12 protein-coding genes are annotated in these 19,954 nt (G+C 42.1%); 2 read left to right on the top strand and 10 right to left on the bottom strand.

All coding sequences use genetic code 11. From position 1 onward, the window contains the following. Positions 1–52: 52 nt before the first annotated feature. The 9 genes from AC1XUE_RS19520 to AC1XUE_RS19560 form a co-directional block, all read right to left on the bottom strand. A complete protein-coding gene (locus AC1XUE_RS19520) occupies positions 53–610 on the bottom strand; it encodes a DUF4199 domain-containing protein (protein ID WP_483357661.1) in 558 nt (185 codons plus the stop codon). Between the two features lie 41 nt (positions 611–651). Then, positions 652–1,935 carry a dihydroorotase gene (locus tag AC1XUE_RS19525; protein ID WP_483357662.1) on the bottom strand — a complete coding sequence of 428 codons (1,284 nt, stop codon included), beginning with the start codon at positions 1,933–1,935 and terminating at the stop codon, positions 652–654. A 90-nt stretch (positions 1,936–2,025) separates the two neighbouring features. Beyond that, positions 2,026–2,406: a glycine cleavage system protein GcvH gene (gcvH, locus tag AC1XUE_RS19530; protein WP_483357663.1), complete on the bottom strand. Its 381-nt coding sequence runs from the start codon at positions 2,404–2,406 to the stop codon at positions 2,026–2,028. Positions 2,407–2,484: 78 nt separating this feature from the next. Beyond that, on the bottom strand, positions 2,485–9,654 hold the full coding sequence (sov, locus tag AC1XUE_RS19535; RefSeq protein WP_483357664.1) for a T9SS outer membrane translocon Sov/SprA: 7,170 nt from the start codon (positions 9,652–9,654) through the stop codon (positions 2,485–2,487). A 111-nt stretch (positions 9,655–9,765) separates the two neighbouring features. Beyond that, positions 9,766–10,359, bottom strand: a complete 594-nt coding sequence (gene ruvA, locus AC1XUE_RS19540; RefSeq protein ID WP_483357665.1) for a Holliday junction branch migration protein RuvA — start codon at positions 10,357–10,359, stop codon at positions 9,766–9,768. 26 nt (positions 10,360–10,385) lie between these two features. After that, the gene (locus AC1XUE_RS19545; RefSeq protein WP_483357666.1) at positions 10,386–11,945 is read right to left on the bottom strand and encodes a lytic transglycosylase domain-containing protein; all 1,560 of its coding nucleotides are present in this window, start codon (positions 11,943–11,945) and stop codon (positions 10,386–10,388) included. Positions 11,946–12,112: 167 nt separating this feature from the next. Continuing rightward, on the bottom strand, positions 12,113–13,564 hold the full coding sequence (gene gatA / locus AC1XUE_RS19550; protein ID WP_483357667.1) for an Asp-tRNA(Asn)/Glu-tRNA(Gln) amidotransferase subunit GatA: 1,452 nt from the start codon (positions 13,562–13,564) through the stop codon (positions 12,113–12,115). A gap of 93 nt (positions 13,565–13,657) precedes the next feature. Further along, positions 13,658–13,858: a Sec-independent protein translocase subunit TatA/TatB gene (locus AC1XUE_RS19555; RefSeq protein WP_115830458.1), complete on the bottom strand. Its 201-nt coding sequence runs from the start codon at positions 13,856–13,858 to the stop codon at positions 13,658–13,660. Positions 13,859–13,927: 69 nt separating this feature from the next. Continuing rightward, positions 13,928–14,359: a YkvA family protein gene (locus tag AC1XUE_RS19560; protein ID WP_483357668.1), complete on the bottom strand. Its 432-nt coding sequence runs from the start codon at positions 14,357–14,359 to the stop codon at positions 13,928–13,930. A gap of 184 nt (positions 14,360–14,543) precedes the next feature. Between AC1XUE_RS19560 and mdh the strand changes: the two genes are divergently transcribed. After that, on the top strand, positions 14,544–15,470 hold the full coding sequence (gene mdh / locus AC1XUE_RS19565; protein WP_483357669.1) for a malate dehydrogenase: 927 nt from the start codon (positions 14,544–14,546) through the stop codon (positions 15,468–15,470). Positions 15,471–15,527: 57 nt separating this feature from the next. Here mdh and AC1XUE_RS19570 read toward each other — a convergent pair whose 3' ends face one another. Then, positions 15,528–16,904 carry a hypothetical protein gene (locus AC1XUE_RS19570; RefSeq protein ID WP_483357670.1) on the bottom strand — a complete coding sequence of 459 codons (1,377 nt, stop codon included), beginning with the start codon at positions 16,902–16,904 and terminating at the stop codon, positions 15,528–15,530. Positions 16,905–16,988: 84 nt separating this feature from the next. On the opposite strand from AC1XUE_RS19570, the gene AC1XUE_RS19575 reads away from it, so the two are divergent. Then, positions 16,989–19,880, top strand: coding sequence for a triple tyrosine motif-containing protein (locus AC1XUE_RS19575; RefSeq protein ID WP_483357671.1), 2,892 nt, complete (start codon positions 16,989–16,991; stop codon positions 19,878–19,880). Positions 19,881–19,954 lie beyond the last annotated feature (74 nt).

Genomic DNA, 19,954 nt, shown 5'->3' on the forward strand with positions numbered 1-19,954 from the left:
ACATTTGTTAGAATTTGGCGATAAACTCAGATTATAGGTGGGGGTAGTAAATTTAGGATTTATTGTGATAAATTCCGTAATTCTGTTTTCTCAGAATCAATGATATGATCAGTATAGGAATAATACCCATCACCATCTTTTTACTGATTTCATCTTTAATGACAACGGATGGTTCCATGGACTTGATTTCGTTGTACATTTTCAAAAACTCAGGTTCTTTAATATTTTTGATAAGTTCTACTTTCCCCTGATCCAGCAATAGTAGCATCTCTGATGTATATTTTGTAAAAAGTTCTGGATCAACAAAAGTGATGAAAGCATAGATAAGCCATCCATTTACCAGCGCTGCCACACAATTGACCACATACCCGATCGTAAGCGCTTCCCATAAATGCAGCATGCCTTGCCCGACTGTTTTCCTGTAATACCAGCACGCTCCTGCGATCATGATCAGGTAAATACCAAAATCCAGTATCTTGCCCAAAGGCATGATGTCAAGCGCATATAACCCTAGAAAGAATAAGAAAGCAAGCACTCCGGTAGCAACACCGAATAATAACGGAAGTTTTAGAATCGGTTTATTAAAATAATTGATTACTGATTGCATCATGATGTATTAAAAGCATTGTGTAATAGCACTTCGTATAAAGGCTATTCAAACCATTCAAATTTGCCATTATTGGCTACGCCACGAACCTTACCACGAAGTGTTCTGCCAAGGAATGGTGTATTTTTTGACTTTGAGTAACTTTTCTCAAAAGTCCATTCTTTATCAATTTCAAAAAAAGTAAGATTCGCCGCATTCCCTTCGGATATACCTGTAAGCGGAAGTCGTAAAATCCTTCTTGCCTGCGTTGTGAATTTATCGACCACCTCCTCTACCGATAATTCACTGTGCATTACTGCTAACGAAAAAGCAGTTTCTAAGCCAGTAATACCGAAGTCGGCATGATCAAACTCCAGGTTTTTGCTTTCCTCATCATGCGGGCAGTGATCAGATACAATAGCATCAATAGTACCATCTGCCAGTCCTTCTCGTATTGCCGCAGAATCGTCTGCAGGACGAAACGGCGGATTCACTTTCAGGTTCGTGTCAAAAGCAATCAGATCCTCATCTGAAAATGCAAGCTGGTGTGCAGCCACATCGCAGGATACAGGTAAACCTTTGGCCTTGGCTTCCCGGATTAGTTCAACCGCACGCCGTGTTGAAATCAAAGATATATGTAACGCCGGATTGCCGGAAGTATGGCTATTTTTTTCCAGCGCATATTCAAGCAACTTCAGATCCCGGTGCAGCATCATTTCTTCGGCCAGTGCAGGCATGCCCTTCATGCCTATCAGCGTGCTTGTTACACCTTCGTGCATTTGGCCATATAGGGTGAGTTGCCTGTCCTCCGGACGATTCATAAGCAAAGCATCCAGTGGTCGAAGGTACTGAATTGTTTTAAGTAGTAAATCCGCATTCTGTACCGGATGTTCTCCGTCCGTAAATGCGATAGCACCTGCCGTATGCAGATCAATCATTTCAGTAAAATCAACGCCCTGAGCTTTGCGTGTTACTGAGGCAGCTACATGCAGTTTGACAAGTCCTCCCAAACCCGAATTCTTCATGTAGTTAAGCGTATCTTTACTATGCACTACAGGTTCCGAATTAGGCATGAGCACAATCTCGGTAAACCCTCCCCTGGCTGCTGCTGCGCGAACCGATATGAGATCTTCCTTATGTTCAAACCCCGGATCACGTGAGGCCACACGCATATCTACCCAGCCGGCAGACACGCCTAATCCTTCACCATTTATCACTTCAGCTCCCGAAGCTTCAATGCTATTACCAATTTGTTTAATAATTCCATCTTCAATCAGGATATCGGTAATCTGCCTGTTAAATGTGGCACCTTTCTCAATGATTTGAACAGAACGAATTAGTACTTTCATAGTTTTTTTTCAAACATCCCTGGTTACCATGTAACGGGACAATAATCGGTATGTATAAAAAAAGCTCCCTCAGGAGCTTTATGTTTTTTATCAGGCACCTATAAACTGCTTGTAATCTTCAGCAGAAAGCAGGCTATCGGTATCATCAGGATTTGACAAGGTTACTTTCACCATCCAGCCTTTTCCGTATGGATCTGAATTGACAAGCTCTGGTTCTCCATCAAGCGCATCATTCACTTCCAACACTGTAGCTGCTACTGGAAGAAACAGATCCGATACAGTTTTGACCGCTTCTACTGAACCAAAAACCTCACCTTTTTCAAGCGCATCTCCAACTGTGTTAATATCGACATAAACGATATCCCCTAATTCCTGTTGTGCATGCTCAGTAATACCGATAAAAGCTGTATCACCTTCAATGCGGATCCATTCGTGATCTTCAGTGTATTTCAGTTCTGATGGGAAATTCATAATGTATTTGTATAAGTTTTGGAACGTCTTTATATCCACAAATTACAGGATGTAGACTGTATTTTCCAAATGGAAATTTTATTCTGCCAAATTGAATCTTACCTGAATTCCACCCGATGTACTTGCCCGGTAGAACGAATTGGATACCAACGGATCATTAAAGGTACGATCGAAATAGAACATCAAACTCAACCTATTGTTAACCATATAGTTAACTGTAGGTCTTAGCTGAAAATTGATGTTACCGGCTACCGGGATAATTTCTCCGTCAAATTTACGCTGAATAGAACGCGTGTCGCGGAAAGTCATCCCCATTTGCATGGTGAGGTCGTTTTTTAACTTTTTCCGTACTCCATTAATTTTAAATGGTATAGGAACGTTATTTTTTGTAAAGCCCAAATTAATTGTAATATCCTGATCGAACAACTCAGCCACCTGCGAATTAGACAAGTTTAATGCTACATTTCTGCTTCGGTTATATTCCATCCTTGCCGTTAGTTTCCCAATTGTTCTGAACTCCACGCCAAGCAGCGGCTCAAACCTTTCTGTCATCGTGATGGTACTCATGGCAAATACAGGAATATACTGTCCTAATTCATTCAGCCTTGACGATAAAGGATAACCTGTCACAGCAAGATTGACATACAGTGCTTCGTAATCCAATGACGAAGTGAAGTTACCTACACTGTAATTCGAATAGTACTTATGCCGAACATTAAATGAACTGAACAATTTTTCAAAACCCGGAAGATTCGAAAGGCCACTGTAATTCACTTCCCAGTTAGGCATCGGAAACTTCAGAAACGGATTGGTACGAACCTTACTGGTATCTGCAGTTCCTCTTCCTGAGTAAGCAGCGAAGAAGGCCGCAAGCAACACATCCTGCGACGTCTCATTGTATTCTCCTTTCAGCTCAGATGGATTACGGTTGTTAAGCACTTCAATCATCTGATCACGGTAAGCGCGGAATTTATCGAATACAGGAGAAGAATTATCACGTGGCATTTTAGCAAATGCTGTTTTAAATGACCAGAATGACATACTGAACTGTCCGTTCCGTAATGCACTTTGAGAAGCAAATGCACCTGTCTCATCGGGCCGGTAGAACTCCTGATAGGCATCCTGCCGTGTTAGCCTTGCATCAATGATCATTCTCAGATCTTTGAACGGTTCAAGCGTGGTGTTGGCCGAAAAGTTCTTGGCAATTGTCTGCTGGAAAGGCTGGTTCTGAACCTGGCTGGTAGTGATCCATCCTTTTTCCGCCGCCTTGATCTGGAAGTTTCTGTCCTGTTGGCCTAACACAAATGGTAAACCAGGTGCATTGGTATTATCAATTCCGAAATATTGTGGTGCCCGCAGATACCCTGGCAAAGCAGTTGTTTCTGTTACAGAATAGTTAAAGTTAATTCCACGGACAGTCATCAGAAGCCTGGTTACATTCTTCAGAAGATCGGTTGTGCGCATGTCTATTTCTTCAACATCTCCAGGACTTCTTGCAAAATTCTTGCGTGCCGCAGAAGGTGTGTTGGCAAATTTGAGATACCTCAGTTTATTGTAAAGCATCACAAAGTCAACCTTTCCGCTTACTCCACGCTCACGACTATTGCGGATAATATCACCAAAAGGAGCACCGGTGCTATCTACGAGTCCATAAGCATTGGCCTGATACTGGTAGCCAATAGAATGCTTGTAGTCTGCACTCATCCAGTCGGTAAGAGGTATTTTATTGAGCGGCAAACGGTAAGTAAGGCTAATTCGCTGATCAAAATTTTTGATACGTCCAAGCTTTTTGAAATTGGCCCATAAGGAATCTTTCTTCTCCGCTGTATCAATATCTCCCATCGGCTCATCAATCACAGAGTTGGCCGATGAGTTGTAAGCTAAAGTCATGTTTCTGGTCAGGTTCCAGTTCAAATCGTAATATCGGTTAAACCAAAAATATTTTTCAAATAGTGGTTGTACTCCATCTGTTGTCAGGTCGGCATTTCTGAGTTGCGTTTTCAGGAATCTTCTGTCTACATCCGCCCGTACCGAAACCATATTCGGGAGTAATGTCAGGTTGAAATCTTTTAACAATTCACCCCAACGGTTTTTTACTTCATAATTCTTAAACGGCTCAAAAGCTTTCGGCTGACTGCTGTATACATAAGCAATCCCTCCCTTATACATGCGCTGAGCATATTGCTGCGTCAGAATATTCCGGCGGTTATCATCACTATATGCGTAAGTAAAAGCGAAGTTCTCAAAATCGTAAAAGTGATTCTTAGCTCCGGGTTTCGTTTTTACCTTTCTCACATTAGAAAAGTTGATTCCCCTTTTCACTGCATTCTCTTCCACCATACGCCGGTAGCCATCACGCTCCTCGTCACTGCGCAGGTTGGATAGTGAGGTATTCAATTCCATATCCGGATCCAGCGGATCAAAATGAGGCTTCACATTCCGGCGATCGTAGCTCAGGAATACAGGTATGACAAATCCCCATTTCTGAGGCAATAATTTATCCAATGCTACATTCGAAGAAAATCCATACTCAGTCGTCAGGTTTCGTGAACGTTCTCCGATTCTCTGTTGTACACTTCCAAATCCGAATGTCTCAATTCTTCCTGAAGCGGTAACAGTGGCAAAATCAGCGAGTTTGGCATTTAGCTGAGCAATAGCGGCCATACCACCCGTTTCATCAAATCCTTCCACGTGCATTTCATCTACCCATATACAGAAAGATTTTGAGCGCTCATCTTGTGATTTTGGATTTCTCATACCGATCATCATGACTCTCACCGAGCTCAAATCAGGATTACCAACTACCGTAATTCCGTATCGCTGATCAGATGACGAGGCGTAGTAAGCGTTTCCTGACGTTCTTCCGAAATCACGATTTCTCGCAGCCTTTGCGTTGATCAAATCTGCTATAGCTATATTCAACTCATTTTCTTCTGGCCAGATTTCAGCACGATTGCTCTGCCCCGCTCGGGTTGCTTTTAAAGCCGAAATGTCAATTTCATAGTAGTTCTGTGTAAGGTCAGTACCAATGCGCATAAATGCACCAACCATTTTGTCTTCATTCTGCTCATTTTGCATATGTACGTACATACGCAGACGTTTTCTGAATTGAAGATCCAGATTTACATTTTTGAACACAGCACGTGAATCACCATCCCGAAGGTCTGTTACACAAAGACTCATAGACTGTTCATTCAGCAACAAAGGAGGACGTTGTGTATTGTCCTGATCACGAATCCAGCCCGGAGGAATATCATACACGTATTTGTTGTTGGCGTTAGCACTCAAACCGTTTTCCTCAATACTTACCGTCCCTACAGTAAATTTAGCGTCATAAGGCTCAGGCACTTCCTGCAAACCTCCATCAGCAAGGTTATTGGTATATTTCCGGTATTGCTGTCCCACCATTTGAAGTTGAGCAAAACGAAGTACCACAGGTTGCTGAAAGTCGGTCAGGTACATGCGCATAAAGCGTATAGATTTGAAACCATTCATACCTCCTACCTGTCCTGAGAATTCCTTAATAGGAACACGGAAAAGATACCAGTTCTGACCATCTTTGGTATTTACTGATTTATCAACAATGAAACCTTTTCCAACTTCGAGTTGTCCGGGCTTCAGATCAATTTCATATTCATAATATGCTTCGTTGTCGTTGATGGTATTATCTACGTTCATGTCTTCCCCATCAGGAACGTTGGTAGATGCAGGAGTTACGTCAGTAGTCCTTCCCTGGCTCTCCGGAGAGTTATTCTCCATACCCATGTAATTCTTATACCGTTCAACCACCTTTGCATTATTGTCATCGAGATCCTGACCCAGAAAGAACGCGAAGTCATCTCCTGAGGGATCCTGGCTGAACCGCTCCCTCACTCCTTGTGGCAGTGCATCGAGATAGTCTCTGAAGAAAATACGTTCCTCTTCATTGCTCATACCATCCAATCCGACATCCTGGCGTTGCCTGGCTCCAGGCTCGTTACTGAAAGCATTAATCAAATATTGAGACCTTGTCACATATCCCCACGCTGTAGAGTCCACGTTCTCTCCCACTATCTTAGGACCTATCGGAAGTCCGTTTTCAAAGTTGTAACGTTCGTCAGGAATCACATCTTCCGATATATCGCCAAGGTTAAATACAAGCTTCCCACCTGTTGTATTGGGTTGGTTTTCAAACCCGTCTCTGATTTTGGAGTTCTCTGTACCATCATTAATGAAAGGATCCATTACCCAGAATTCGATACTTTCTATGTTGGCATTATCAAAATCGTTATCAGAAGTAATGGCTCTACTGATACCTCCAAAATTTTGTCTCGGCGTTTTCAAGCGACCCTCATTACTTAAATCTGTATTGTAATTGTACATCCCTCTTTCCGAAGGAAAATAAGATATATCAAGAATATTCTGAGGGTAAGTTACCAGTCCGGCAATCGCGCGGTTGGGAAATATCTGGTTCGGTAAGTACAGTTTTTCGTAATAATTGCTATCTGATACGGTGATATTACTTGGGATCTGATAGCCTCCGCCAAGTCCGCCTTGCCCACCAAAAATGTTATCAACAGTGTAGGCCGAAATCTTGGCACGTTTGTACCCATAGGAACGATCATTACCTGCCTTGCCATTGGTAAACTTTGGTGGTACAGCTGCCAGTCGCCATTTCTGTGGCTGGCGTGCCAGATCGTATACAGTTCTTGTTGCTTCAAAGTCATCAACAAGCGAACGGTTATTTACATCTTTTGATACACCCGGGAATAGCTTGGCAAACTCCGCTTTGAACTGAATACTGGACATTTCCTTGGTTTGAAGAAAAGGCAGCTTGTCCAGCATTTTGGTCAGGAACGGTACGTCTTTACGGATATTGACGTCAAAGCCGAGCATGGTATTATTAACCGGCTCATTACCAATGGCTACCCTTGTAAGGAATCCAGCAGGTCTCTCCCGGTATTTCATGGCCGTTAAACCTACACTCATGTCCCGGTTTACAAGATAATCCAAACGTGTTCCAATCAGGGATCGAATCTGATTCTGGAACATATCCGGTCTTTCAAATTCAATCACAATCTCACGTCCTGAGTTCATTACACTCTGGTTCAAAATGCGGACACGACCTAATTGCGATTCCACGATATAGTCAGAGCCTGCAGACAACGGTACACCACCGGAAGTAACCGTCACTGATGTTTCCACCACACCGAAAGGCAATGTTACTTCTGCTCCCTGGCTCGATTGGTAGGATCCTTTAAGGAAGAACTTATTTCTTTCGCTCACTTGCTGAGCATCAATCATAGTAGTCCGGTAGAGCTCATCAAAGACATATTTGCTCCTGGCCTGCTCGTTACCAGCTCCAAATTTTGCTGAAAGATTGGATCCGAATGGCTCAAGTACCGGAAAAATGATACGTCCGGTCTTACTATCAATGGTGATACCTTCTACATAATCAAAGTTTCCATCCGGTTGCAAATCATTCACAGGATTAAGCCTGTCGAGACCCATCAAACGAATTAATGGAATATTGGCTATATCGCTATCCTGCAACTGTGGATTGTCCATCCCGGTAAGGTCATCCTTATAAATGACGCGTAACTGAAAGCCCTGACGGTCGATCTGACTGGTACCGAGAGCGTAAATATTTTTCATCATCAGGTTCCACATGGGAAGCTTTGTATTATTCCTGATGGTTGATGATTTCAAAAGTTTAAGTGCAATCACTTCATTGTCTTGCCTGGACTGATAGTCCTCAGTAAGTTCCCCTACTTTAAAGGAACGGCCGTTAACGGTGTATTCGTAAGCAACAGCCAATACTTCATCGTTTCGAAGGGCAGTAGTGAGTGACACATAACCCAATTGTGGATGGAAGGTATAATCACGTTCAGCAACTAACCTTTTAGCACCTCTCAATAATTCATAATCATTTGCCTTCTCCAGTCCGAAACTGGTTGTAAGTGACGTATTCGTGTTGTCAACCTGACGGAAAGCAGAGTTGTTCTGAAGACTATTGAAAAGGCCATTGGCACTATTTGCTGCAGGTGATGTGCTAACTATGGGTTGCAGACTTGGATTAGCACTCTTATACGGGGCTGGTTCACCCAAATCTGCGAAGCCAACCACATTACGCAAAGATTCTGTAGTAGTTGTACGATTGGTAACATATACCTCCATCCGGGTAATGGTTACACCGGAAGTAATCGTTGGCGTCGTTCTCAGAGAATTCTCATAAATATTTCTGAAATACTGAGCAAGGAAAAAGTTTCTGTTTTCATCATAGGTATCTGCCCTGATCTCGAACTCACGTCCCTGTGCTCCTCCCCTTAGTACAATACGTTCTTTGCTGGACTTCTGTTGTGAGGCAACAAATGTCGCTTTTAGTCTTCCAAACTGGAAATCAGTTTTCAAACCGAAAAGATTTTGCACACCAGGTATCAGTTGACTGTTAATTGCCCAATTGATGTTACCAGCCTCAATTTTTCTGATGAAACTCTCTTCCGGATTTTTATAATTAAGCTTGATTGCATTCTCAAAGTTGAAATTTGCTTTGGTATCAAAATTGGTTTGAAAACCGAGCATATCGCCTAGTCTGGCATCAAAATTGATATTAATCTGCTCATTAAAAATAAATTGTGTGTTTCTTCTTTGGCGAATCGGGATCGTCGGGTTATCAAGAAACTGATGCATCAGTCCAAGGTCCAATGATACAAAACCTGTAGGCTTGAAATTAAGAAAATCATCGCCCAGCAATTTGGATAGTGCAGGTGGTACATCCAGCTTAGGAAGTAATCCTCTTGCTCCCATTGCTCCCTGTCCATCCTGCCTGCTCGAATATTCTTTTAGCAAACTTCTGAAGGCTCTTCCTTCCTGCACCTTATCATACTGCTCTAGATCCATCCCTTCAGGAGCACGATAGTCGAGTGTTCCGCCAGGTGTATGAATTTGTTCAGTAACCGCAATTTTTCCGGTGCTATCAAGTAATATATCTGTCTTGATATTCGCCGGATCTTTGAGGTAAAGAGGAGAACGCGGACGCGGTTGAACAAGACGGTTGGAATAATAGTCTTTCCAGCGCAGCACAAATTGATTTCCCGATTTGCTTAAACTATTTTTTGAGGTGTCCTCAGGTAAAGTGTCCGCAACGGCAATAATTTCAGGCTGTAGTGTGGTATAAACATCTTTATCTACCGAAACGGATGCAAGAAGTGCAGCGCAGGTAGAAATAGTTAATGTTTTAAAAAGTAGAGAGTAAAATGTTGATGACAAGGCTAGTATGTGAATTTAGAGAAGGTTATTGCTGAGCTCCGTTTCATCATTTCTGTTGAGTAGTATTGCGTTTTCTCACTTCGGTATCTGATCTAATTTTTTCATTCAGCGTTAGCGTAAAGCAAGTTTTATCAATTGTTCTACAGACAATCCGTCACTCTCACGTTTCAGGATTACATCAAGGCTTTTCTCTGCTGTTGCTTTAGGAATACCTAATGTAATCAACGCGGACAAAGCTTCCTCTTTCACAGTATTGGAACGGCTGGCAATAGGTCGCTGTTCAGTAGTCCCGCCCCACTCTTCTTTCCGGATTTTATCCTTCAGTTCCAGAATGACACGCTGAGCTGTTTTAGAACCGATACCTTTTATCGATTGAATCAGTCGTAAATCTTCGTCTACAATTCCCTGACGGATTTCATTTGAAGACAGAGAAGATAACATCACAAGAGCTGTCGAAGGACCGATACCAGAAATTCCAACCAGATCAAGGAACAATTTCTTTTCATCCGCAGTCCAAAAACCATATAGAACATGTGCATCTTCTCTTATACTGAGATAGGTGAACAGTTTGCTCTGTTCACCCCGGTCAGGCATTGATGTGTAGGTTTGCAACGAGATGCGGACCTCATATCCAATTCCGTTAACGTCGATAATGGTATGCGCCGGATCTTTGTAACTAACTTTTCCGTTAACGTAGGCAATCATAAAGTATGTGTGTAAAACCTCAACTGCTAGCTTGATATAATAAGTTTTTGTCCAGGCTTGATCTCGTTCCCTCTGATCTTATTTGCTTTTTTAAGATGATCAAGAGGCAAGCCGTACCGCTGAGAAATAGTCCATAGTGTATCTCCCTGCTGAACAGTATGGTATTTCATTTTGATTTTGCTGGCACTTTTCTCATATTCCTTTTCTACCTTGGGAGTAACAGCCACACGTGTAGCAGATGGCACAACCTCTTTTACCTCCTTCATGATGACCAGACGCTGGCCCTTCATGATATTACTTCTTCTGAGATGGTTCCATTTTTTCAGTTCTGCAACAGTTACTCTGTGTTTTTTAGAGATGGATAGCAATGTCTCACCCCGTCTTACGGTATAAGATAGCTTCTTCGTCTTACGTACAGTAGTTGTGAGCGCAGCCTCTTCTTCCTCATCAGTATATTCACTATCTGCTGTATTGCTGGCCAGCGTGTAAGGGAACGTGCGATTGCGACCAAGAGAATCTGTACGACTGCTGTCGGTGACAGCCAGCATTGTTCCGGCAGGCAATAGTTTCCGGGTGCATGAATCCATAATCCCGGATCGATTACTCACCAGATAAGTATACTTTACACTTGGCACCCGCATTACAAAATCACGTGTTCTGTCCGGCAATATTTTTTTTGTAATAGATGGATTTAGTTTTGAAAGCTCTTCGAATTCAATTCCGCTATTATTACAGAATGCCACCAGATCAATATAACCATTGATATGAATCGTATCGTTCGGAATCTGGTATTCAGGATTTTCGGCAAATATACCATGGTCATTACCATAGTTCATCATGTAATTCATGGCCACATATTGCGGAACATATGAGCGTGTTTCTCTTGGCAGGGCACCATATATGGTCCAGAAAGTTGTACCGCGTGACCTACGCATGGCACGTTTGATATTTCCGGGTCCCGTATTATAAGAAGCCAAAGCCAACTCCCAATCTCCGAATATATTATGTAACTGTTTCAGGTAACGACATGCTGCTTCGGTAGCCTTAACAGGCTCAAATCGCTCATCAATATAAGCATCCTGGTAAAGGCCGAATTCTCTGCCGGTAGCCGGCATAAATTGCCATAATCCCCCAGCCCTTGCGTGTGAAATAACTTTAGGATTCAGTCCCGACTCTATCATTGAAAGATATTTCAGCTCGGCAGGTAAACCATGCTTTTGAAGTGTTTTTTCAAAAAGTGGGAAATATAAAGGCATTCTCTCCATCATGGAGCGGGTGAAACTTGCCTTTTTATAGATAAAATACTCAACAAATTCGTGAGAAGATTTATTGTAGGTCAGGGGAATAGACTTTTCCAGTTTCGCAAATCTATCCCTGAGCAGTTTCTCTGGTACTGCGGGATTTGCACCGATTTCTTCAAGTTCCGGTAATTCAGAGAACATAGCCTCATGCTGTTGGTCACCTATCACAGTATCTGATTCCATCCCTGTTTTTTGAGGAATTGGTGTGGCAAAAGCACGATCAGAAACATTACACAATCCTGTACACATGGCTCCCAGCCACAAAACTTTCTTCCAAATCTTCATCAATAAATCTTTTGAAGGTTAATCAATTCACGGTTCTCAATGGCTTTGTCTGTTAATGTATAATCTACACCTTTGGTAATCAATTCTTAGAATTTGATGTGGCACAGTTTTTTACTATAAACATGTGCACAGATATGGCCAAACTCGTATCCACAGTATTAAAAAAATTATTTAGAAATTTCTAAATAATTACTTCTGGTAATATCAGCCAGATAACTGGTAAAGGCAAGCATTTTTTCTTCCTTAAATGGTTCTGCCATTACCTGTATTCCAATGGGGAGCCCGTCGCCGTCCACTCCATTCGGGATTGATATAGCAGGATATCCAATAACATTCGCATGTACGGTAAATATATCCGCCAGATACGCTTGTATAGGATCTTCCGATTTCTCACCTATTTTGAATGCGGTTGTAGGCGTTACCGGAGAAATAAAGAAATCAAACTGTTCGAAAAAGCGTTGTGTTTCTTCCTGCACCAGTCTTCTAACGCATTGTGCTTTGGTATAGTATGCGTCATAGTAATTTGCACTCAAAACAAAAGTTCCCAGCAAAATTCTCTTTCTAACCTCATCCCCGAAACCTTCCGTTCTTGAAAGCTTGTACATAGATTCTAAATCCCGTGCATCGTCTGAGCGATGACCATAACGTACACCGTCAAAACGGGAAAGGTTAGAACTAGCCTCTGCCGTGGTCAGAATATAGTAAGTTGGAAGCAGGTATTGAAGCAGAGACATTTCTACAGGTTGCACATCATGTCCTTCATCCCTTAAAGTATTCAACAGCTCTTGTGTATTTTTACGAATGGCAGGAGCAATAGACTCACTTTCGAGCGACTCTTTGATATAACCAACCCGTGCTTTTCCATTCCAAGAAAGTGCTTTACTGTAAGAGGGTACTGTTTTATTTGAAACAGTGCTATCAAAGTTATCTGCTCCTGCGATGACTTCCAGCAAAAGTGCAGCATCTTCTACACTCTTTGTAATCGGACCTACGCAGTCGAAAGAAGATGCGTAAGCCACCAATCCCCAACGGGAAACCCGTCCATATGAAGGCTTGAGACCTACCACACCGCAAAAGGCTGCTGGCTGACGTACGGAACCACCGGTGTCACTTCCCAGAGAAGCATGGCATAAACCAGCCTGTACAGCAACTGCTGAGCCACCGGAAGACCCACCCGGAACCCTGGTGTGATCGGCAGCATTCAATACAGGTCCAAATGAAGAATTTTCGTTCGATGAACCCATTGCAAATTCATCGCAATTCTGTCGCCCGATAATAATAGCATCCTCATCCAGCAAACGCTGTACGGCAGTAGCAGTATAAGGAGCTTTATACGACTTCAATATCTGGCTGGCAGACTGTAAGCCGTGATTTTTATGAGATAAAACATCTTTAATTCCGACAACCAAGCCGGCAAGACGTCCTGCAGTACCGTCAGTAAGCTTCTCATCGACACTTTTAGCCGCCTCCTTAGCTTCCTTTGAATACACATCAATAAAAGCATTCAGATGAGACTGGGATGAAATCCTCTCTAAATAATGATCTACCAACTGCACGCAAGTCAAAACTCCTTCACGCAGATCACCCTGAATTTCCGTCAGCGTCTGATACTCTTTCAATGTATTTATTTTTGTGGGGTTATCAATAAAGAATCAGAGCCAATAAGTTTACACTTAGCGGCTCTGCCATTACTATAAGAATACAACAGAAGATTATTTAGGATCTTCCATACTTTTCTCAATATTCTCTTTAACGTCTTTGGTAGCGTTTTTGAACTCGTTGATGCCTTGGCCCAGTCCTCGCATAAGCTCAGGAATCTTCTTAGCGCCAAAGAATAATAATACGAACAACGCAACTAAAAATATTTCCTGTCCACCCAATCCCAGCATAGTCAACACAGTTAATGATTCCATATCTATTTTCTATTTATATGATTACAAAAATACTTATTCTTTTTTTAAGACCTAAATCTTGGGAACAGTTTATCCTATTTTAATTATTTTTTCATGTTTTTCCCATTCACTGAATTTGTTAATATCAGATGCAATTGTTCCAAATAGCCAGAATACTAACGCAACATCATCGGCGATACCTACAACCGGTAAAAAATCAGGAATGATATCTATCGGAGAAACAAAATAAAGCAGTACTGCTATCACGGATACAAGGCTTTTCCATGGCAAACCTTTGTAACTTCCGGATGCTGTGGCCCTGATCATACGGATCAGCAACTGTACATTTTTACCAAATTCTGATAGGCCGTCTCTGAAACCTACAACCTGAAGCTTTTGAACTACATCTGTTGCCAAACCCATCATACGGGACGTATTTCCAGCATATCTTCCTGCCTTCCCCTGCGCATTTTTGAAGAAAACCGACTTCAGAATTTTTGTTATTAATGACTCATTATTCATCTTAAGAAGAAAAAGTGGTTAGTTTCGGCAATATAACTATCTAAATACGGAAAAAATTGCATGTTGGATTACCTCCTATTACTTTTCCGGTGAAAAATAAAATTCTTTGGGGTATGACAGAAATGTATCCTATTTTTAGGAGATTGTTATAATCATTGACTTCTTAACCATAAACAGATTATTTATGAAGATTACCGTCGTAGGGGCCGGAGCCGTAGGGGCCACAACTGCTGATAATATCATTCGTCGAGAATTGGCGGAAGAAGTTGTACTACTTGATATCAAAGAAGGCGTAAGTGAGGGAAAAGCTCTCGATATGTATCAGACTGCCGCATTGCTGGGTTTCAATACAAAACCGATTGGCTCTACCAATGATTACGAAAAAACCAAGGGTTCGGATGTAGTTGTCATTACTTCTGGTCTGCCACGCAAACCGGGCATGACACGTGAAGAACTTATCGGAATAAATGCTGGCATTGTTAAAGGTGTTACAGAAAATATACTGAAATATTCCCCGAAAGCAATCATTATAGTGGTTTCCAACCCGATGGATACCATGACATATCTGGCGTTCAAAGAATCAGGAATTCCTAAGAAGCGTCTGATCGGAATGGGAGGAGCTTTGGATAGTGCCCGCTTCAAAACATATCTGGCTATGGCTATGGATGTATCTCCCCTGGATATACATGGAATGGTAATAGGTGGCCACGGTGACACTACTATGATACCGCTTACCCGACTGGCCACTTATAATGGTATTCCGGTAAGCCGTTTTCTTTCATCAGAAAAGCTCGAAAAAGTTGCTGCAGACACTATGGTTGGTGGCGCAACACTCACAAAACTGATTGGTACTTCAGCATGGTATGCCCCTGGTGCAGCTACCCTACTATTGGTAGAAAGCATTGTCCGCAATCAGAAGAGGATTGTTCCATGCAGCGTATATCTCAATGGGGAATATGGCCAGAAAGATATATGTATGGGAGTGCCAGTCGTATTAGGAAGCAATGGCTGGGAAAAAATCATTAACCTGAGATTAAGCGATCAGGAAAAAGCAGCTTTTGAAAAATCGGCAGAAGCAGTAAGATCTATGAATGCTGCATTAAATCTGTAATAAACGAATAATATTAAATCCCGGCAGCACTTGCATGTGTTGCCGGGGTTTTTGCTCTTAAATGGATATCTGATATTGTAATATCCAGGCACTGCGCCTTCCATCTGCAGCAATTTCATTAGGGATATTACTGGTTTTGTAAACAGGCCGGTTCTCATAATTCAAGGTCAGTTTTCCATTATGACCTTTGATAAGCCAGTTAACGCCAACATTATATAAATTCATAGTGTGCGTTAAGCGATCATATTCTGCTCGCTGCAAAGAAGCAAACGGCATGATTGTACCCTGATTACCCAATAATGCATCTTTAAATTTATACCCCGCCTGTGCATAAATTACGCTTCCGGTTCCAAACATCGGATAAGCATTTCCATGTGTCCCTCCTACTCCGGCAATAGGCTGATTGGTACCCGTAGCAGGATTCATACTATTGTTGTAACGCAGATAACCTTTTCCATAGTCAGTCGAGAAATAGCCCAGATAACCGGATACAGCGGTGCCTGTTGCCCTATTTAAAGGCATGTCCGCATAAGCCGCCAAGGACCACAAATTCATGCTGCTATACAGTGTATCAGTCCCCTCCCTTCTCCAGGTAGCATTCTTTTGACTGATAAATCCCGCTTCCAAATTTAAAACCTTTCTTTTGCCCAGGTAGGTTCCGGTCATATAACCCGGTGTTGTATTGTCCTCGGTATCGAAAAAGTTATATATAAGCAGACCATCGATTTGCTTTTTATGCTTTTTCTGAGCAAGAACCGAATTCATGCCTAATCCAGCCGGAATCCCTCCGCTGGTTTCGATAGGAAATGGGTCCGCAATTCCGAATCTGTAATTGAATTTACCTATCTGTCCTCTGCTGTAAACAGCCAGCTTCCTTGAAAACATATCGGTCTGATCCACCGTTGCCTGTGCGAACACCGGAACGTCCATCGTCATAATGCTTCCGATACTTGGCTGGGAAAACCGCGAAAGACCATTCACGATCGTTAATCCACCACCAAAACGCACAAAAGAATTATTTTTCCGATATACTTCATACTCACCCAAAGCGTCATGAAAAAAAGCAGCGACTTTCCTGTTACTAGGCGTACCGAAATTGTTATAAGCAGGGAAAGCACTGATCTTATTGAAATTATTCATCCCAAATTGGGTGTAGAAAAAGATTCGATCAGTAAGCTGTCCAAAAAGCTGCATGCGTGTTCTTCTCAGTCCAATATCAAAAGTTTGATCCTGAGGATCGCTTAAAACAGTTGTTCCCGGGTTGTTATCATTAAGCCTCAGCCAGGTCTGATTTGTAAAAGTCACCTTTACATAATGTGAGCCGGAATTATTAAGATTGTAACGAATATCGTTTCTTGTATTCTCGTCTGAATTCCCGGCCTGCGCCGTGGCTACCGATGAGGTAAGTACAAGTAAGGCAATTGCTTTAAGCATAATCAAAAATATATTAATAAATCAAACAGGTGAAGAGCACGTTGTAGCCTTGATACCAGTGAAACAAATATAAATGTCAGTTAGATGAATTCCTCCGCATCAGGCAATCAAAAACGGCGTTGTTACCTTTACTTCCAAACGAAGCTCAGGCATAGCCTCACCTTACTGCTTTTATTCTCACTTTTTTCATTTGCATGTGCACAGGAGACTCCTCCCTTGGTGAACTTTACGACTTCTGTATACAACGCGCATCAGCAAAATTGGGACATAGATCAAAGTAAAAGCAATATCATCTATGCCGCCAATTCCGATGGCCTGCTGCAGTATGATGGCGCCTCCTGGAAATTGTATCCTCTTCCTGACCATCAGATTGTACGGACTACCCTTTGCGATGAAATAGCGGAGCCCGCGCCGACAGGCAAAGCAGGTTCTGCTAAGACTAAGAAAGTTACCCGAATTTATGTAGGCGGATACTCGGAGTTTGGCTATTGGCAAGAAACCCGTACAGGTTCACTTATTTACCACTCCCTGAGCAAAAACGCAGGTTTCGAAAGTTTGAAAACGGAAGAGATCTGGCATATTCTAAAAACACCTCAATATATCTACTTTCAATCCTTTTCACGCATATACAGATATGATGGCAAGACATTAAGCGAAGTAAAATCTCCTGGCAACTTCATGTTTATGAGATATGTTAATCAGCGGTTGATAGTTCAGGTAATAGGCAAGGGCCTATATGAATTAAAGCAAAATACATGGAAGCTGGTACCTGGCACGCAATCACTTGCCGGGACGGTGGTATCATCCATACTACCCATGAAAGGAGGGAAAATACTCATAACGACTACCAAGCACGGGCTTTTCACCTACGAACACGAAGAAATGCACCCATGGAACATTCCCATCGCACCGGAATTGAAAAAAAACATAGTCAATAAAGCCATTATTGTAGATCAGGATAGCAGTTACGCGTTAGGCACGATTCAGAAGGGAATTTATATCATCTCGCAATCGGGGGAGCTGAAATACCAGTTTAACAAAGAAAACGGATTACAAAACAACACAATTTTATCCCTCGCTATCGACAGCAGGAATCATCTGTGGGCTGGAATGGACCAGGGCATAGATCTGATCAGTATATCCTCCCCCATTATATCCTATCAAACCAATGATAACCCATTAGGTTCAACTTATTCTGCTGCAATTTGGAAGGGCAATCTATATGTTGGTTCCAATAACGGTTTGTTTGTAAAAAAGTGGAAATCTTCAGAACCTTTTCGTTCCGTACCCGGCCTTGGCGGGCAAACCTGGTTTCTGAAGGTGATCGATGACCAACTGATCTGTGGTCACAACGATGCCACATATCGTATCGGGACAAATGGAATTCATAAGATTTCCAATGTAACCGGCGGCTGGACCATTTTACCCGTGAAGAACGGACAGGATACGCTTCTTCTTCAGGGCTCCTATGCCGGACTTCACATATATAAAAAAGATAAAAACCGACTATGGTCCTATGCCTATGCCGCAAAAGGTATCCCACCGTTACCAATCCGGCATATTATTCAGGATCGTGACGGGTCTTTCTGGCTGGCTAATGCATACAAGGGACTATACCATACAAACCTTACTGACGCACTTGATTCAACACTCACATGGAAGGAATTTCATGCTCCTTCAGAAATTCCCAGCGAGTTTTCCGTAGAACTTTATAAAAAACAGGGAGTCATTCATGTCAGATCAGGAGGTAAATATTTCCAGCCCGATCAAAGCAAAAAGTTAGTACCACTTAATATGCATGAGAGTAATCCGGATGAGGCATTCAAAGTACGGGAAGGTATACATGGTGAATGGTTTAAAGTCTTTTCTAATCGCATAGAATTTTATTCGAAGGATGGCCAAAAAAAAGATCTTGAACTGACACTGGTAAGAAATAGCGAAACAATCGTCCCGCTTTCAGATTCCTACTATTTTTTTTGCCTGGAAAATGGATATGCGTTGTTTGACAGGTTGAATCAGACGAGTCGGGCTCAAGAAAGATCTACCCCGGAAGTGCGAAGAGTTTCAAATCTACGGAATCCGGATGAGGCATTTGGGATCAACAGTGGTATCACTTTGCCTTCCGATGTAAGATCAATCAGAATCGGCTTTGCACTGCCGGTATTCGGACAAAACGTTCAGTTTAAATATCGTCTGAAAGGGTTGTCGGATCAATGGTCGGAATGGACAGACCAGAATACCGTCGATTTTACCAATCTGGAGTCCGGCAGCTATAATTTTGAAATCAGAAGCAATCTGAATGAAGCCATGGGTAATTACAAATTCACAGTGGAGCCTTACTGGCGGGAAACTTTCCTTGCCAAGCTCTTCTTCTGGACCACTTTGATTATCATTCTTCTTGCACTGCTGATATACCAGGAACGAAGATTAGAGAAACACCGTCAGAAACTACTTCTGGAACAAGAGGAGAAGCTCCGTCAGCAACAGTTGAGCAGTGAACGTAAGATTATGGAAATTCAGAATGAAAAACTGCAAAGTGAAATTAAAAGCAAAAGTCAGCAAATCAGTAATGTGGCGATCAACGTAGTCCGGAAAAATGAAATTCTGGAAGAAATCCGGGATGAGTTGAAACAAGTAAAGCTTGATTTGGGCGTCCAGTTCCCGAATATACATTATCAAAAACTACTCAACAGTATCGAAAGGAATGTAGCAGGTAAGGAAGACTGGCAACTTTTTGAGGATAATTTTGAAGAAATACACGAACAGTTTTTCAAAAGATTAAGAACAATTTGTCCGGCCATTTCTCCGTCAGAATTGAGACTTGCCGCCTGTCTGCGGATGAATTTATCTACAAAAGAAATGGCTCCGGCGCTCGGAATTTCTATACGAGGCGTCGAGATAAAGCGTTACCGACTGCGCAAAAAACTCGGTCTGGACCTAGATTCGAACCTTTCCCAATACATGATGGATATTTGATACTATTGTATTTTATTTATAGAAACAATAGGAAATGCAATTAATAGTTGCATTATTCTTATTGATGTAGCGAT

It is taken from the genome of Dyadobacter sp. HNCC25DJ187 (assembly GCF_056895255.1).

What these genes read in the sequence shown, in the direction of transcription:
- AC1XUE_RS19520 (WP_483357661.1), bottom strand. Translation starts at nt 610, where the DNA reads ATGATGCAATCAGTAATCAATTATTTTAATAAACCGATTCTAAAACTT.
- AC1XUE_RS19525 (WP_483357662.1), bottom strand. Translation starts at nt 1,935, where the DNA reads ATGAAAGTACTAATTCGTTCTGTTCAAATCATTGAGAAAGGTGCCACA.
- gcvH (WP_483357663.1), bottom strand. Translation starts at nt 2,406, where the DNA reads ATGAATTTCCCATCAGAACTGAAATACACTGAAGATCACGAATGGATC.
- ruvA (WP_483357665.1), bottom strand. Translation starts at nt 10,359, where the DNA reads ATGATTGCCTACGTTAACGGAAAAGTTAGTTACAAAGATCCGGCGCAT.
- AC1XUE_RS19545 (WP_483357666.1), bottom strand. Translation starts at nt 11,945, where the DNA reads ATGAAGATTTGGAAGAAAGTTTTGTGGCTGGGAGCCATGTGTACAGGA.
- AC1XUE_RS19555 (WP_115830458.1), bottom strand. Translation starts at nt 13,858, where the DNA reads ATGGAATCATTAACTGTGTTGACTATGCTGGGATTGGGTGGACAGGAA.
- AC1XUE_RS19560 (WP_483357668.1), bottom strand. Translation starts at nt 14,359, where the DNA reads ATGAATAATGAGTCATTAATAACAAAAATTCTGAAGTCGGTTTTCTTC.
- mdh (WP_483357669.1), top strand. Translation starts at nt 14,544, where the DNA reads ATGAAGATTACCGTCGTAGGGGCCGGAGCCGTAGGGGCCACAACTGCT.
- AC1XUE_RS19570 (WP_483357670.1), bottom strand. Translation starts at nt 16,904, where the DNA reads ATGCTTAAAGCAATTGCCTTACTTGTACTTACCTCATCGGTAGCCACG.
- AC1XUE_RS19575 (WP_483357671.1), top strand. Translation starts at nt 16,989, where the DNA reads ATGAATTCCTCCGCATCAGGCAATCAAAAACGGCGTTGTTACCTTTAC.